Consider the following 15,539-nt stretch of genomic DNA (forward strand, 5'->3'; position numbering starts at 1 on the left):
TTTTAGTTTGTACACGGATTTGTACACACTTTTGGAAGTACTCTCTTTTCAGTTCTTCGCTTGTCAAATCCGTCGTGTTAATCGTAATTGGCCGCTATTTTCGCTGATCTTGACTTTATAAACAATCAATGGTTATCTAATCGGTTAGCATTTACTCTCAGCGTGCGCCAATGCTCAGTTGTAGCTGTTTGCAATCGTTGCTTCTTCAGCTCATGAACAACTGTGGCTAAACCACAAACTCCTTCGCTACCAAAAATCGATGATAGCTTGTCGTACTACACCAATGATGGTGCAGTTGCCGTTGATCGGTATTGCAGGGTATTGGGGGTTCAAAGGTTTTAGGTACTTCTGTTCACCGTCAATGACCAACTGCTTAAAGGTTGCTTCTTTCGAATCATCCAAACGCGCAACAACCAATGAACCTGAAGAGTAAGGTAACTCAGGATCAACAACTATCACTGCCCCCTCAGGTATGGATTTTTTCCCGCTTGGATTTTCCATACTGTCGCCTTTTACGCGAAGTGCGAAACAACCCTCATGTGCTTTCCCAGTGACTTCACGCCACTCTTCAGCATCTTCATGGGCAAATCCCTCCGCTATTTCAGTCCAATCACCAGCCTGAACCCAGTTAATGAGAGGAATTCTTCCCTTAATGTCAGGCCCTACTTCTACATTACCGACCCCCAAGCCAATCTCGCCATCACCTGTGGCGAGCCAATGAGCATTCACGCGAAGCGCTTCCGCGATCTGCATGGTGTAACGAGACCTAGCCGATTTACCAGAGCAAATCTGGCTGATCGACTGCTGTTTGATACCAATGCGGCGAGCCAACTCAGACTGAGTCACCCCAGTAAGCTGCAAGGCATGGTTTAGTCGTTCGGATAAAGTTTTCATAAGCCCGTATTCTACAAATAAAACTGTAGCCTTTCAACAATTTTAACTGTTGACTAATCTACAGTTTAAACTGTAACATTCAATCTTGTAACAGTTATTATTGTAACAGGAGACGGTATGGAAGTGTTCAACACAACACAAAAACATCTCCGCCGTGCCATTGACTTGGTCGGCGGGCAATCAGCATTAGCACGAGCCATCAACTCAAAACAGCAAAACGTCTGGTTTTGGTTGAATAAATCAGGGCGTGTTCCCGCTGAATTCGTTTTACCCATCGAACAAGCTACGCAAGGACAGGTAACCCGATCTCAGTTAAGACCGGACATCTATCCCGAATGCCCAAGCGAGCTGAAAGCCAGTAACCAGTAGGATTAAGGGCAAATAATGGTCAGCATTTTACGTAAACACAAAAGCGAGTTCCTCCATGCGTGATTATGGCAAGGTCTATACCCGCTTTTGGCTAAAGCAAAACGTTTTGTCCTGGAGTGACTCAGCGAAGTTGCTAGGACTGTATTTGCTTACATGCCCACATTGTAATTTGCTTGGCTGCTTTCGATTGCCGATTGGTTACGTTGCTTCTGACTTGAATTGGGATGAGCAACAGGTTGCCAAGGCTCTAAATGAGTTAGAACAAGATCAGTTCCTGATTCGTTGCGAGGAATCCGGTTGGACTTTGATTCGGAGCTTTCTGAAGCACAACCCAATCGAAAACCCAAACCAAGGTAAAGCAGCCTTTCGGTTGCTTAAAGATGTACCTGCCGACTTCATTGGTATGGCATCGCTTTTGAAGTCACTTGCCGCTTTCCAAGCTCGGCTTCCAGAAGAATTTTCATCATTGTTTATGCCTGATGGCAACCCGGTAAGGGACTCTCAACGGTCGGATGACTCTGAGAGAAGCAATAAGTCAACAGTTAAAACTGTTGGCCACATACAGTTTGAAGACTTCTGGGATGTACAAATACGCAAAGAAAAGAAAGCGAAAGCTAAAGAAGAATGGCTACGCATGGGCCTCAATGAAGACCATGAACTCGCCTTGGAAGTGCTAACACGCTGGAAAGAGCAACGTGACAACCGATTGCAGTATCAAGATCGGACTAAGACCCCTATGCCACATAACTGGCTTTTAAACCGGCAATGGGAAGACGAGTACATTCGCGTTGATGAAGTACAGCGATCATCGACGAGCCTAAAGGGCAGCAATCACCAATTGAATATTGAAGAAAGCAATCGTCGCATCGCTGAAAGCTGGGCCGGACCAGGTATTCGGGAGGTTCGTTCAAGTGCAGGAGGTTGATAAACGCGAGTTTGCTGAAGTTTGGGGAGCAGCTTGGGCCATGTATGGCAAAAGCGTATCACCGCAATTGCTATCCATCGCATTTGAAGCCCTTCGTGCTTATAGCATTGAAGAAGTGCGAATCGGTCTGACTCGGCATATTCAATCACCGGATACTGGGCAATTTTTTCCAAAGCCCGCTGACGTCATCAAGCATATCGATGGCAACTCGGGATCAAGAGCCATGGTTGCTTGGAACAAAGTTGACAAGGCTGTTCGTCAGGTTGGCGCTTGGACATCCGTGATGTTTGACGATGCACTTATCCACAGCGTGATTTCAGACATGGGTGGATGGGTTGAACTCTGCAAGGTTGATGACAGGGAATACCCCTTTAAGCAAAAAGAGTTTTTAACACGCTACCAGGCTTACTTGCTACGGGACGAAGTGGGTGAATACCCAAGGCTATTACAGGGTATTGCAGACCATCAGAACCAGCAAAAAGGATTTGATATGCAAGCGCCTGTTGCCGTGGGTGACTGGTCAAAAGCGGCACAAGTTTACACGAGAGGCATCGCCAATTTTAGCGCAGTGCCTTTGAAAAGAATAAGCCCGAAAGCCATTCAGGTGCTTCTCGGAAATCAATTAGAGGACAAAAATGAAAACGATTAAAGCAAAAACCGTTGCCCTAGTGATAGCCATGTCCGCAAGCACTTCAGTCTATGCGTTTCCGGGCTATCAGTGGGAAAAAGCAGCACAAAGTGTTGGTATTGATCCAGTCATGCTCTACGCCGTTGCCTTGGCTGAGTCGGCCTCACATCGAGGTCTTAACATGACCAGTCCATGGCCATACGCAATTCGCAATGGTTCAAACGCAACCTACGCCAAATCTAAGACAGAAGCGGAGCAACTGTTAAACCAGGCACTTCAAGAGAGTGAAAAATACCAGCTCGATATTGGCCTTATGCAAATCAATTTGCATTGGCATGGGCATCGAGTGAGCTCAGCAGCTGAACTGCTAGACCCCATCACCAACCTTACTGTCGGCTCCAGTATTTTGGCCGAAGCAATCAAGTCTTCACCAAACGATTTAGAGCTTGGCATAGGCCGCTATCACAGTTGGAACGAAGAGCGTGCACGCTGGTATGGGCAAAGAGTGCTTTCTATCTATCGCAATATTTTACATGAACTGGAGGTCCGTCAATGACAACCAATCAACAAGACTTCTATCAATTAAATTTGGCGTACCTACACGCAGCACGTGAATTAGCGCGAATTGATCCGCAAGAGGCGGTCTTGCGCTTTGGACTTACACGCGACGTGGTGAATGCACTGATTAATGCCGGTGTTGACGACCTGCAACGAGTGGCGACCTCATCATTCATGCTGTTTCAACCAAGGGGTAACCAAAGCCAACTGATTGAGATGGTGAAGAGCAAAGGCACAGGTATCCCAAGAATCGCTTATTTATTATCAACCCTAAACAAGGGGGATGCATGATTGATAACCTGTCCAAAAGTGAGCTGTTTACCCGAGCCTCGCTGCTTATTAAGTACGGATTTCGAACGACCATTATCGCGCTCGATACAGGTTTGCCAATCCACATTATCAGAAGGCTGCACAAAGAAGTGACTGGCAAGTCACCTTGTCCTGGTCAATTGCCAGAATCTGATGCCATCGTTAAAAGCAGAAGAGCCCTAGTTGAAGGCTCCCTGCTGATGGCGCTTTATGTCAATATTGGTGGTGATAATGTCTACAAGCAATTAAATATCGATGCTTTGATGAAGGCTTACGATGCGTACTTGGTTGCAAGAGAAGAGGCAGACCTTCCAGCTGAAATCCCCTGGAAAAAACTGACCATCAATGAAGGTTGGGTTCTAGCTCGTGATTTAAGATCACAGCTTGCATCCTTACACCGGTGTCGATGCGGTAGTCTGTATTTGACGGTATCTCAACAGCGCATTCAGCTTAAATGTCCTGTGTGCGAGATTATGGCCGAGCAAACCACTAGAGCACTTTTTGAGAACTAACATGCTGATACATGATTTGATTGTGCACCGCCCGTGCACTTTGAGAGTACTAAGATGACAAACTTACTTAAATCTTTACCAGCACGCTGCTGGGTTATATCACTGGGGCTTTTTCTGGCGACTTTGGCTGCGGCTCATTTCTTTCCATCAGAAATATTAACGGCATCTGCCAAGTTAGCGGCTTTGCCATTTCTGTTCTGCACCGTCGTTTTTTTCAGCTACTTGGGATTCAAAGCGACCTGTAATCCCATCGGACTTATAGCCATAATCACTATGCTTGTAGCAATCGCATATTGGCAAGCGAGTTGGACAATTGTTGGTTTGGGACTCTTTTTCTTAGCTATTTGTACTGGAATTAGATTCTTGAGTAGCCAAGTTAAAGATTCGGGTAGAACTTTGAGCATTGAAGAAAAATGGTATTGGTATAAGCTCCATTCGTTTTTTGATGGCTTTTATCCAAGGTATCCCAAAAAGCCAAAAAAATAGCCAGCCCATCACAAGCTGGCTACCTTCTATTTTCAGTTCCTTCCTGATGCCTGGTTATAGGCCCTAATATCGATCAAGTTGTTCTGAGCATAATCTCCCGCAAGCGATGCATTTGAGATCACCGCTATCTGCTTATCCACAAATGCTTTATCTTCTTCGGACACACTGTCAGGGATGTAAGCGCCACTCTCGTCCTTTTGACGATACTCATTTAGCATTTGCTCCCTTAGGCCAAGCATTTCAGGCGACCAAGTCGATGAGTCTTCAGAGTTGAATACGCGCCCCGCCAAACCTTCATTGAAAGCTTGAGCGAACACTTGACTTTGAATCGGGGTCAATCCCATTCTCTGCCCTTCGCTGTATGCTTCCTGTTTAAAATCATCGGCGTACTGTTCTAAGAACTCACCATACCGATTGTTAACTGCCGCACCAAATACCCCCGCCAACATGGCTTCAGACTTAGTGCCCCAGTTTACTTCGGAGGCATACTGCGAACTCGATCCACTGTATGCATCATTAAACGCCGTCAATGGATTTTCCATAGAGGTTCCTGCATCAACGGCGGCTTTTAAGCCATCCCAGGTTGATTTGCTGGCCACCGTAGCGTTGTGCAAGAAACCTCGTGAGCCAGGATCTTCAAGCGCTTGTTCTTTGTAACTCTCATAGTCTTCGCCAAAGTGATTCAAGGTATGCAGTGCTGCATCAGTATGCTTGCCACTGAAATCACCAATAGCACTGGCGCTGTTGAAGAACATTTCAGCACCAGAAACTCCGCTATCATCAGCCATAATGCGTGATCGCCACTGAGATCCAGCTTCACTGTTTAGTCCAGATTGATAGGTACTTGTGTCAGAAGCTACGGCCTGCTGAGCTTGCTGCTGATGCGCATTCAACTGTCCATCTATACCAGACAGATTGGTTTGGTAAGCCGATTGAGCTGCGTTGAACTGAGTTTGAACTGTTGCTGCATCCTCGTATCCGCCCAATACACCCGATTCAACTTGGCTTTGAATACCACCAAAAGTAGGTGCAGCTGATGACAAGCCTTCATTAGAGCGCGGCTGAATTGATCGTAAATCGGCTCCGGTAGCCATGGCCATAACAGTCATTGCTGCTTGATAATCATTGTCGCGTTCAGCGGGCGTTGAAGAGTTGCTATAGGTTAAAGACTCCATAGCTGCGGCCACATACGCCTGATTATCATCAGGTAACAAGCGCTGATACATTGGAAGGTTTTCACGTAATCGGTAACCGGCTTCAACATGCTGGTTCATATAGCGACCTAAATAATCCATGACTTCAGGATTATCCGCCGCTAATCGGGTTAACGTCGCACCATCAGTATTTCTTTGTCCTGATAGACTGTAGCTGGCCTGATCAAGCTCACTAAAGCGGTTTGATGCCGTGACAACGTCTTGTGCTGAACTCTGAAGAGACTGATAGTCTTGGTTAGACAAGGACATCTCAACGCCAGAACGTCTTGAATCTGAAAGGTCCTTAACCATTGCATCGCGATACTCAGCACGTCGTGAATCACTTGATGCCAAGCTTTGCATCTCACCAGTGAGCGTATTTGCGGTCGTAGATCGAGAACTGCCTTCTGATGACTCAACTTGGCCACTAAAGTTACCACCTAAATCCAGCCCTGCTCGTACCCTTGATAGTTTTGGTACACGAGATGAGTCTGGCTTATCGACTCCTGGCAAGTTGCCCTGTGGAGAATCATTGCCGCCAGTACCAAGAAGCCTTCCAAGAAAGCCCTTATCAGCAACTTCTTTCTCACCGGGATTAGTAATGGTTCCATCGCCACCGACCCTTAGGCCTCCCGATAGCACGCCCGATACCAAGCCACGTACAGCGTCTTTTTTATCGTCTCCAAAACCATACCGAGTTTGCAGGTCATCAGTCACCTGATTAACAACGGCGCTAGATGCGGAGTTAGATGAGCCGATCTGACGTCCAACCGAAGACAGGTTGTCGTAACTTAGCTTTTCACCAAAAGTTCGACTCATAGTATTCCCAACCTGACGACTAAAGGCTTGGGTTGCCTGAGTCATGGATTCTTTTGCAGAGCCGACCATTGAACCCACTGCGTTTCCTACAGAGAAACTGCTTAGTAGGTTTGACGCTCCGGTCATAGCAGAACCCGTAAGGGCTGAATTTTGGAACATTGACTGTGATTGCATTACCGGGGCATTTTTCGCGACATCTGGACTTGCCATCTTTTCATCAATGGCATCACCGTTTTGAAGACGTCCAGCCAAGTGGGTTGCAGTTATTGCTGAGCCATACACGAGCATGAGCGAAATTGCCGGAACACTCGACGCCAACATGCCGCCAGTAGCTATCCAGGTTTGCAGCACTGAATCCATCTGCATCATCCCAGCAAAAGATGGCACTTCTGTACCTGCAAAGGCATCAAGCGCCGACATTTTCCCAGCAACGGTTAAATGAATATACAGGTTAATGATGGCCATGACAGGCATCCAAAGTTGAATCCAAAGCAGGATTAACAAGTACTTCCCGGCCATTCGCATCCCGATTTGGCCAAGGGCAATCACAAAGGCCATCAATGGGGTAATGGCGTAAATGAACCCCTCAAAAAACGTCATCATCGGACGAACAATACTTTGGAACAGCGTCTGCTCCGCCGCCCATTGTGTATTGCGCTGCTCAATCGCTTGGTTAACCATAACGGCTGCGGTGAAAGCTTGATCATCCATATACTTGCCCGTCACGCTTTGCTCATAAATAGGCAAAAGCACTGACGCGGTCATGTACTCTTGGGTGTTAACCGAAGCCAAACCAAGGTTATTCAGTGCATTTCGGATCACGTCATCAGTGTCAGTGGCTGACGAAGTTCCCAATGAGGCTGACAGAACCTGTTTAAGCCTTGGAATGAAGGTTGATTCTGTCATGAGTTTCAGTTGGCTGTAGGCGTCGGTGCAGTCCAGATCGCTACTGCTACCACTGAGCATGATGCGCGTGCCATAAATGCGCGAATCAAACCTAATCGCAGTCATCGGGTTAGGATCACTCAGCACCTGATCTAGGTTCTTTTGGCCGATGTCGATACCAATCAAGGTGCACTCTTTAATGTAGTTAAACCACGATTGCTCGATGTCCGAGCCACCAACACGATTTGCATCACCCAACCCCGAGCGATCCATCACCTGTTTTCTCACTTTAATCAGTGACTGTAAACTGGATGCAAAGCCGTATTCCGTCATGGCGGGAGTTGAGAACGCCGTTTCAAACAATCGCGTGATTTGAAAGCCAACAGTCGAAATCGTACTGCCTGCGGCAGCAACACCGATGGGCACATTATCAACCACTCGAACTTGTCCCGTGTACGCATCCTCAATGCTCACTCGGGTACTGGGCCCAAACATGGTTGCAAAGACTAGCCATGAGACTAAAACGTGTTGAAAGTTAATCCCACGACCACCTTGCATTAAGGCCTGAACAGAGACCATCAATACCCCAATGAGCAAGCCAATCCGAACCATTGAAGTAAAGTCACCTGTACCAGTGATCATCGCGACAGCGTTCAACACCTGCTCTAAAAATGCTGAATCCCCGATGGAATAGATCTCCCACATTATCTATTCCCCCAGCGCCGTAGATTTAACGGTGTAATAACGCTGTTTGCGAATGGTCTGAATCACCTGATTAAAATGCGCCAGCAATTCTTGCTCTGAGCCGTATCTTCGCTGCAACGCAGCGTACTCCTCATTGATTTGGCGACGTGCACGTTCAAGGTCTTCCGTTAATAACTTCGCATAGGCATGATCTTCCACGCCGGAGGTACTTCTAGCTGCATTGAGCATGTCTTCAACCAATGCTCGGGCCATCTCAACAGCAATAAATGGCGCAGCTCTTGAAGCAAACGACCTAGCAGCCCCTTCATTTAATGCAGAAAGTGTTCGAATCATGCCGCCAATGCTTGCAGGAGCCGAGGTCATAAAAGCTTTTTCAGTGGTGCTAGCTGCCCCTGTATTTCGAGCAAATTTAAAAATAATGCCGTTACTAGAACCTGTACCTAGAAGTAAATTTTCTACCTGGGTTGATAACCCAGTAAGAGTCACGTTAGTAATTGTCGGGTTCAGACAACCGTCTTGCGTCACTGTGTCACATCGGTACATAGCGACGTTACCGCCGTGAATTAGATGCTCAATAGTCACTTTATTGCCATTCAGCCTGGTCAGTTTTGGGGCTTTACCTTGGCCATCAGCGGCATTAGCAAGATCACCAACAATGATCGAACCAGTCACCGACATAACCGCTTCAAGAAAACGGTCATCCCCCGATGCAAACCAGCTTGATGCCGAGTGACGTTTCAATGCTCGCCAAACCAAATTACCTTTAATCGTTTTGTTCACATCAGATGCCGCGACACTCGAAGCGTTCTCATATGGGTTCTTACCATTGGATTCACTCCAACTGGTAAAAACGTCTCCAGCCCCTTTAAGTGAGCTCAACATGCTGGCTTCTGTTTGCCCCTTTTTACCAAAAGCAGCCAGGGTATCGTTCACGACTCCCTGAGCCATTTGACAGGAATTGCCGAAATACTCGTTCAACTGCTGGATTTTCTTTTGCAGTGTCTCCATGTGCTGAGAGCATTTCTCACACATAGCACTGAGCGCCAATTGGAATGCATATCCTTTGGCGTTTGCAGCAACAGAGCGAAGTAATTGAACAAACTGATCCGCGTTAACAAATGACAAACTTCCCGCGAACATATCAATGCCGCCACAACCGGCTTGGAATGACGGAGGCACCATTGAGACGAGGTTCTCGTTCATGATCCTGTTACGGACAACAACGCTTCCACCAGATATAACGCCACGCCGCTGACTCTCGAATACACCAGGAGCAGTGGTGTTGGTCATTAAACCAAACAACTGATTCATCTCCTGTTGCAAGCTTGCTTGGCTCATAGACGAAAAACCAATCGCACAGACGATTAGCGATACTCGGAATACTTTTTTCATCGTTATAACCCTCCTTGTGCACGCAGATAGCGAACAAGGAACTCAGGGTCCTGTAATATCTTATCGTTAAGCTCTTGGGCTGACATCGCGAGTGACACGCCGGGTTGAACAGGCCTGGTGGCATAGTAAGTTTCATCGTCAATCCAACCGGCTTGATGGGCTGCGAGAATGATTCGATTATTGAGCTCATCAAGGCTCATTGCGCCTTGGCCAATCGGAGTAATGACATTAGGCGGATCAACTAAGAACACGGCAGGGACAGTCGTAACGGACAAAGATTGAGCTTGTCCTGAATCGACTTTGTAATTAGGAAACTCTCCACCAGGTAAAGGCAAGCCATCGACAGCAATAGCAAACACCTCGAAACCGTAGTTCAAAGCCATTGATTCGATAATTGGCGCTTGAGCATGACAGTAAGGGCAATCTGAACGATAGAAAAAGAACAAGCCAGCCCGTTTTGCTACTTCACCTAAAGCAACATCCCGTTGAGCGCCAGCTTCTCGATCCATCCGATTGGCAGCATAGGTCGCCAAGGGTCTGCGACTGATTTCATCCAAAACTGGATCGCCCATAACCACCTGCTGACTAACATCAGCAAATAGTGAGCCCTTATCCATCATAACGCGCTGTAGATACAGATAGGCTCTGACGTTCTCATTCGTCGGATCATCAATTGCCTTGTCCATAAACGATTGCATATGCTCTCGGAACCATGCGGCACTGAAGGGCTTTAGTTCGCTCTGACTGGACTCCACGACACCAGCTTCCGGCTCTATCAGCTCATCAGGCAGTTCAGGTTCAGGAATGACCTGATACCAAAACCAGCCTTCCTGACCACGCTGATAGAATTGCCCATCACTAGCATGGGCGGGCAGGATGAATAGAAAGAAAATAATGATTGGGATGGTCATCCATAGGATGAACCAAGGGAACAAGGGGGTTCTCATTGTCAGCTCCAGAAAATTTCATAGAGCTAACATGCTAAAGATCCCCTTAAGAGTGACTGGCCAGATAGATGAAGGAATCGTGTGTGTTTCTGACTAGCTGTTGTGATCTGGTAAAAACAGCTAACGTCTGATGAGCCATAGATAAAGTTGATTTGATGATTTTGTCACTAAGAACGAACTGCATACGCTCGATTTGCTCATTGCGTACTTGTTAATTACAAGTCTATCGTATAGTCAGGAAATCAGCGATTATGATTCATGTTTCCTTAAAATCAAAATCTCTACGTAACACATTGTAATCGCGTTTATTTGTGAACAATGATACAAATAGGATTGTAGGTAAACAGGGCTTTGTACTGTTTCCAGTTCGTTGTTTTGTAGCGAGGTTTCGGCATGAGACTAGGATGATTAACTTACTTAGCCGATCAGATCGCAACCTTCTGATTTAGTTTCCTCGAATTACGCAAAGTCATATATCTTTACCATAATTTACTAGCAAATCAATTAGATATAGGTTGTATAAGATTATCAAGAGAATAACCGATGATTTGAAAAGCGTTGAGTGTCCATAACGGTGTCAAAAACATACTTTTGTTATAATAATCAAAACCATTTATACTTAAGGCATTGATTATATAAGCTGTTCATGTCAGTCTTTTGTTTTCAACGGAAGAGAAAAATTCGATGGAAAATTCTGAACTTAGCTTGCTGAAAATGGCGATTATGCAGTCTTGGAACGCGGTTGTGATTACCAGTGCTGACAGGGCAGCAGGATATCCTGTAAAAATTGCGAACCCTGCTTTTTGTCAGATGACAGGTTACCCAATTGATGAGTTGTATGGTCAGTCATTGAAGATGTTACAAGGCCCTGCTACAGATCAGAAGGTGATTAACCGGCTTAGAAGTTGTCTTACCAGTGGTGAATACTTCGAGGGTATGACTACTAATTACCGCAAAGACGGTTCGCCATATTTGGTGCGCTGGAATATCTCACCGGTACGAGATGAGGTGGGTGACATCACGCACTTTGTTTCAGTGCAGCAAGATATGACTGCTTATGCCAAGGTAGAAGAGACCAGTAAAATTCTTGGTCAGGCACTGGATGCCGCAGCAGAGCCGATACTCGTTACCGATGCGCATGCAAAGATAATCTTTGTTAATCAATCGTTTATCCAGGTTAGCGGTTACGAAGAATCAGAATTAATCGGCAATACACCAACACTTTTCAAGTCAGGCTTACACGACGATGACTTTTATAAGAACTTAAAAGCGTCTTTAATGACAACAAAGACGTTCCAGGCAATTTTCATTAATAAACGTAAAGACGGTACCTTGTATCATTCTGAGCAGAGTATCTCCGCTATCAAAGACCAAGCTGGTAACATTACTAACTATGTTAGTGTTGGAAAAGATGTCACTGAGCGACTTCGTGAAGAGCAGGCGCTTCGTGAATCGGCAACAGTGGATCAACTAACTGGTTTGTTTAACCGCAATCATGGTAAGGCGTTGTTAAGTGAGGCTTATAGCTTTACTCTTAGCCGGGAAGAGTCCATGAGTCTCATTCTTTGCGATATTGACCACTTTAAGCAGATTAATGATAGCTTTGGGCATCCTGTTGGTGATCAGATTTTAGCTCAAGTATCGGGTCTGCTTCGAAAGTCGGTTCGGGGTAATGATCGGGTAATTCGTTGGGGCGGCGAGGAGTTTTTGATCCTGCTTGAGAATTGCACTGATATGGTCGCGGCAGAATTAGCTGAACGTTTGCGATTGCGAATTGCTTCAGAGCAGTTTCAGAATGTAGGCAAGGTCACCGTGTCACTGGGAGTTGCATCATTATTTCAGAAAGAAAGTTTAGAGCAGCTGATCAGCCGTTGCGATGAAGCCTTGTATAAGTCAAAACGTAATGGTCGAAACCAACTAACGTTAGCTACCATGAAGGAGTTTCCAAAAAATTGAACGACATATCACCTGCACGTGAAATACCATCAAGTAAAATGATATGTGGTCTGAGATTTGGAACATATCTAGCATGAATGCATTAGGGAAGTCGAGCCATGCCATCCAGTTTCTATTGGCTGTAGTGGTTTTTGTTCTTGGGCTGGGCTCCACTGCTGTGATATATCAAATTATTGTCAATTCTGTCCACGAACGTGAGCAAGTCTATTTCGAGTTCCGAGCCCGGGAAGAGCCGTATGGCAGCCTACCAACAGGTACTTCGTGGCACGGCAGGTATTTTTAATATTTACAAAATTGTCGACCGACATCAATTTAGAGATTATTACGAGCGTCAGGCTCTTGAACGCTACTTACCTGGCATCCAAGGTATTGGATTTGCCAAGGCAATTCATCCATTAGAACTGCAGGTACATATTGAACAAATTCGTGCTGAAGGGTTTCCATCCTACAGCGTACTCCCTGAAGGCCAAAGAGATCTTTATTCCTCGATAATCTATCTTGAGCCATTCTCGGGGCGTAACTTGAGGGCGTTTGGCTATGATATGTACTCTGAGCCCGTGAGACGCTTCGCCATGCAACGGTCAATGGACACTGGTGAAATGATGCTCTCCGGTTGGGTTCGACTGCAGCAGGAAGTCGGAGTTCATGAGCAAACAGGGTTTCTGATATATCAAGCCGTGTATGATAAAGCTCAGCTGCAATTGGCTTTTGCTGCTCAGGTAGCTTGTCGTATTGCTCACCTAAATCGACCTTTAGCTCACCACCTCTTCGAAGGCCGGTCTTCCAGTAAACCGTAAACTCACCATCAATCTGCTTTGTTAACAGGGTTAATACCATCATGTTTGTTTCTCCTATTGGTTATCTATTTTTTCATTCTCCATGTTTTTTCAAATATGCAAGACGCAAAAAAAGGGGCCGAAGCCCCTTGGATCAGATATGAACTTTCGGAAAGCCCATGGCACCGTAAACATTCAGCACGTCATTCCAATCCCAACTTTTCACGCCAAGTGACGTTGGTATCGGAGGGATCAGGACTTGTGTCAGAATGCCTTTCTGCCAGGCTTTTTTCTTGAGTTCATTCGCTGCATTCAGGCCGGTCTCAGAGAGATCGTGATCTGCCCAGATGTACAGCATTTTCACATTACTTGGTGGTTCAAACCTAGCCAGTAGCGTAGCATTCACAACCGACCAACATGTTTGTCCCGTAGCTCTGGTAACCGCTAGAGCTGTTTCGATGCCTTCAGAAACACCTAATACCTCACCAGGCTCACCTATCGGAATAGCACCACCAGTGATTGTTCTGTCACTTGGTATCGGCATCATCTTTTTAGGCTTTTCAACCGGCGCTTTGAATCCATCTTCACTTAGGTAGATCCGATGAAACGTGGCCGAACGCCCTTGCTGAGTAACGATTTTACCTAGCAGCGCTGGGTAGCTATCGATAAACAAGCCATCTTCATCATGGTAAGGCAAGTTTGGATGATACCTCAGCACCGAATCCCATTCAGGACGAAGCCGGATAACAATGCCACGACGATGCATGTAGTTCCAAACTGGTTGCGCACGAGTATCTGCAAGAGAAAACGTTTCTCCCCAGGTTTGATTCAAGCGATAGATAATCGCTTTGTCCTCTTCCTGCTTTTTAGCCTTCCAATCAACAGCGTTACTCGGTATTGGCCGAGTAGGCGCTTGTATTTGTCCGGGTTGAATACCTAGAACTTGGCCGATTGCTTCAATAGACTGAGCAAAGTTCCATCCATTAATCCAAGACAACAGTTCAAAGCCATCATGAAAGATACCGCAGGTGTTACAAACGCCACCTCCGGTATATTCAGCATCTTTGAACAGCCTAAAGCCATCACGACCGCCATGAACAGGACACGCCACATGACGGCCTTTTCGAGCAATAGCGGCATCAAGTTCTGGCACCAACGCCGCCAGTATTTGAAGCCATTGGCCATTAAGATATGGCCTTACTGTTTCAATTTGTAAAGGTAACGCCATATAACCTCCTTAAGTAAAAAGCCGACTCCTACCACAAGTGATAAAAGTCAGCTTAGGTCCTGCATTAGCCGTTCGGTTAATACAGGAACGTTAGTCAAGCTGGATACCATGTCGTCTTAATAGCCACATGATGGAGTCACGAAGCACATCAGGATCGACAACCGCAGCCATTGCGCAAACACGAAAGCAAAATGGCGTTAATTCGTCATTTTGAATCCACGACAACACATCCTTTCGCAATCGAGTACTGACACGACCGTCTAGCAATACACGGATCGCATCCAATAGAATGCCTTCGCGTAACTGCCAGATTTCCGTGTCAGACCAAGTGATAGGGGCATCATCAAACTCAAATAGAAATTCGAGCTGTGCTGATGTGTGCTGATGGGAATGCTTTTGTGATGTAGGAGAATGGGCAATGCGCCCATTCATTAAAGATAACCGCGTTCGGCAAGCGAAACGCAGCCCTCGGATGCGACCACAACATGGTCAAGCGTTCGAATATCAACAAGTGACAAGGCGTCACGGAGTCGATGAGTAATGCGTTTATCAGCTTCACTTGGCTCAGGATCACCCGATGGATGGTTATGAACCAATATCACTGCTGCCGCATTAAGTTCTAGCGCTCGTTTTGTTACTTCCCTTGGATACACGCTCGCCGCATCTAAAGTGCCTTTGAACAACTCTTCAAATCGAATGACGCGATGCTTTGTATCAAGAAACAGCACACCAAAAACCTCGTGCTCATACTCGTGCATCAGTGTTTGCAGGTATGAGAACGCCGACGATGGCTGTTCAATTTTGCGACCTTTACTTAATCGACCACGGGCAAGCTTAAGCGCCATATCTAAGATATCCGCTTCAGTCACTTGCTCAGGAACGATATAAGTACCGGCTTCTTCGCCAGCTAAGAACTTTCTGTTTTTCATAGGAGTCTCCCAAAAAAAAGCGGAGACG

Annotated in this window: 15 protein-coding genes and 1 pseudogene; 9 read left to right on the forward strand and 7 right to left on the reverse strand. The window is 46.1% G+C overall.

Annotation, left to right across the window (positions count from 1 at the left end; all coding sequences use genetic code 11):
• Positions 1-246: 246 nt before the first annotated feature.
• Positions 247-894 (reverse strand): LexA family transcriptional regulator, encoded by a 648-nt coding sequence (locus FJD32_RS16825; protein WP_000854920.1) that lies wholly within the window; start codon positions 892-894, stop codon positions 247-249.
• 117 nt (positions 895-1,011) lie between these two features.
• Here FJD32_RS16825 and FJD32_RS16830 point away from each other — a divergent pair, with 117 nt between their 5' ends.
• From FJD32_RS16830 to eexS, 7 genes are read left to right on the forward strand one after another with little or no spacing between them, the layout of a single operon-like run.
• On the forward strand, positions 1,012-1,263 hold the full coding sequence (locus tag FJD32_RS16830; RefSeq protein WP_000451746.1) for a helix-turn-helix domain-containing protein: 252 nt from the start codon (positions 1,012-1,014) through the stop codon (positions 1,261-1,263).
• Positions 1,264-1,318: 55 nt separating this feature from the next.
• Positions 1,319-2,188 carry a hypothetical protein gene (locus FJD32_RS16835; RefSeq protein WP_140907798.1) on the forward strand — a complete coding sequence of 290 codons (870 nt, stop codon included), beginning with the start codon at positions 1,319-1,321 and terminating at the stop codon, positions 2,186-2,188.
• A complete protein-coding gene (locus tag FJD32_RS16840) occupies positions 2,175-2,837 on the forward strand; it encodes a DUF6475 domain-containing protein (RefSeq protein WP_140907799.1) in 663 nt (220 codons plus the stop codon). Before FJD32_RS16835 ends, FJD32_RS16840 begins: the two co-directional genes overlap by 14 nt.
• Positions 2,824-3,372: a lytic transglycosylase domain-containing protein gene (locus tag FJD32_RS16845; protein ID WP_000848909.1), complete on the forward strand. Its 549-nt coding sequence runs from the start codon at positions 2,824-2,826 to the stop codon at positions 3,370-3,372. The genes FJD32_RS16840 and FJD32_RS16845 overlap by 14 nt, the downstream gene beginning before the upstream one ends.
• Entirely contained in the window at positions 3,369-3,665 is a 297-nt protein-coding gene (locus tag FJD32_RS16850; RefSeq protein WP_000210565.1) for a flagellar transcriptional regulator FlhD, read from the forward strand. The genes FJD32_RS16845 and FJD32_RS16850 overlap by 4 nt, the downstream gene beginning before the upstream one ends.
• Positions 3,662-4,195: a FlhC family transcriptional regulator gene (locus FJD32_RS16855; protein ID WP_000566753.1), complete on the forward strand. Its 534-nt coding sequence runs from the start codon at positions 3,662-3,664 to the stop codon at positions 4,193-4,195. Before FJD32_RS16850 ends, FJD32_RS16855 begins: the two co-directional genes overlap by 4 nt.
• A gap of 54 nt (positions 4,196-4,249) precedes the next feature.
• On the forward strand, positions 4,250-4,681 hold the full coding sequence (gene eexS, locus FJD32_RS16860; protein ID WP_000183215.1) for an entry exclusion protein EexS: 432 nt from the start codon (positions 4,250-4,252) through the stop codon (positions 4,679-4,681).
• A gap of 32 nt (positions 4,682-4,713) precedes the next feature.
• Here eexS and FJD32_RS16865 read toward each other — a convergent pair whose 3' ends face one another.
• The 3 genes from FJD32_RS16865 to FJD32_RS16875 are packed head-to-tail and all read right to left on the reverse strand — an operon-like array spanning position 4,714 to position 10,622.
• Positions 4,714-8,283 (reverse strand): conjugal transfer protein TraG N-terminal domain-containing protein, encoded by a 3,570-nt coding sequence (locus FJD32_RS16865; protein ID WP_000263681.1) that lies wholly within the window; start codon positions 8,281-8,283, stop codon positions 4,714-4,716.
• A gap of 3 nt (positions 8,284-8,286) precedes the next feature.
• Positions 8,287-9,675 (reverse strand): conjugal transfer protein TraH, encoded by a 1,389-nt coding sequence (locus FJD32_RS16870; RefSeq protein WP_000755291.1) that lies wholly within the window; start codon positions 9,673-9,675, stop codon positions 8,287-8,289.
• A gap of 2 nt (positions 9,676-9,677) precedes the next feature.
• Positions 9,678-10,622 (reverse strand): thioredoxin family protein, encoded by a 945-nt coding sequence (locus FJD32_RS16875; RefSeq protein ID WP_001260105.1) that lies wholly within the window; start codon positions 10,620-10,622, stop codon positions 9,678-9,680.
• Between the two features lie 684 nt (positions 10,623-11,306).
• Between FJD32_RS16875 and FJD32_RS16880 the strand changes: the two genes are divergently transcribed.
• Positions 11,307-12,578: a diguanylate cyclase gene (locus tag FJD32_RS16880; RefSeq protein WP_140907800.1), complete on the forward strand. Its 1,272-nt coding sequence runs from the start codon at positions 11,307-11,309 to the stop codon at positions 12,576-12,578.
• Between the two features lie 236 nt (positions 12,579-12,814).
• Positions 12,815-13,210: pseudogene (locus FJD32_RS16885) on the forward strand (CHASE domain-containing protein); the annotation flags it as partial.
• A 298-nt stretch (positions 13,211-13,508) separates the two neighbouring features.
• Here FJD32_RS16885 and FJD32_RS16890 read toward each other — a convergent pair.
• The 3 genes from FJD32_RS16890 to radC form a co-directional block, all read right to left on the reverse strand.
• Positions 13,509-14,582 (reverse strand): primase-helicase zinc-binding domain-containing protein, encoded by a 1,074-nt coding sequence (locus FJD32_RS16890; RefSeq protein ID WP_001207589.1) that lies wholly within the window; start codon positions 14,580-14,582, stop codon positions 13,509-13,511.
• A 90-nt stretch (positions 14,583-14,672) separates the two neighbouring features.
• Entirely contained in the window at positions 14,673-15,014 is a 342-nt protein-coding gene (locus FJD32_RS16895; protein WP_001014426.1) for a hypothetical protein, read from the reverse strand.
• A complete protein-coding gene (radC, locus tag FJD32_RS16900; RefSeq protein WP_000797298.1) occupies positions 15,014-15,511 on the reverse strand; it encodes a DNA repair protein RadC in 498 nt (165 codons plus the stop codon). Before radC ends, FJD32_RS16895 begins: the two co-directional genes overlap by 1 nt.
• Between the last annotated feature and the right edge of the window lie 28 nt (positions 15,512-15,539).

The sequence above is a fragment of the Shewanella sp. LC6 genome, assembly GCF_006385735.2.
GTDB lineage: Bacteria > Pseudomonadota > Gammaproteobacteria > Enterobacterales > Shewanellaceae > Shewanella > Shewanella xiamenensis.

Bases quoted from the DNA above. Each gene is read 5' to 3' on its own strand.
- FJD32_RS16890 (WP_001207589.1), bottom strand. From the start codon at position 14,582: ATGGCGTTACCTTTACAAATTGAAACAGTAAGGCCATATCTTAATGGC.
- FJD32_RS16845 (WP_000848909.1), top strand. From the start codon at position 2,824: ATGAAAACGATTAAAGCAAAAACCGTTGCCCTAGTGATAGCCATGTCC.
- FJD32_RS16850 (WP_000210565.1), top strand. From the start codon at position 3,369: ATGACAACCAATCAACAAGACTTCTATCAATTAAATTTGGCGTACCTA.
- FJD32_RS16830 (WP_000451746.1), top strand. From the start codon at position 1,012: ATGGAAGTGTTCAACACAACACAAAAACATCTCCGCCGTGCCATTGAC.
- FJD32_RS16855 (WP_000566753.1), top strand. From the start codon at position 3,662: ATGATTGATAACCTGTCCAAAAGTGAGCTGTTTACCCGAGCCTCGCTG.
- FJD32_RS16880 (WP_140907800.1), top strand. From the start codon at position 11,307: ATGGAAAATTCTGAACTTAGCTTGCTGAAAATGGCGATTATGCAGTCT.
- FJD32_RS16865 (WP_000263681.1), bottom strand. From the start codon at position 8,283: ATGTGGGAGATCTATTCCATCGGGGATTCAGCATTTTTAGAGCAGGTG.
- FJD32_RS16825 (WP_000854920.1), bottom strand. From the start codon at position 894: ATGAAAACTTTATCCGAACGACTAAACCATGCCTTGCAGCTTACTGGG.
- eexS (WP_000183215.1), top strand. From the start codon at position 4,250: ATGACAAACTTACTTAAATCTTTACCAGCACGCTGCTGGGTTATATCA.
- FJD32_RS16870 (WP_000755291.1), bottom strand. From the start codon at position 9,675: ATGAAAAAAGTATTCCGAGTATCGCTAATCGTCTGTGCGATTGGTTTT.
- FJD32_RS16875 (WP_001260105.1), bottom strand. From the start codon at position 10,622: ATGAGAACCCCCTTGTTCCCTTGGTTCATCCTATGGATGACCATCCCA.
- FJD32_RS16835 (WP_140907798.1), top strand. From the start codon at position 1,319: ATGCGTGATTATGGCAAGGTCTATACCCGCTTTTGGCTAAAGCAAAAC.
- radC (WP_000797298.1), bottom strand. From the start codon at position 15,511: ATGAAAAACAGAAAGTTCTTAGCTGGCGAAGAAGCCGGTACTTATATC.
- FJD32_RS16895 (WP_001014426.1), bottom strand. From the start codon at position 15,014: ATGAATGGGCGCATTGCCCATTCTCCTACATCACAAAAGCATTCCCAT.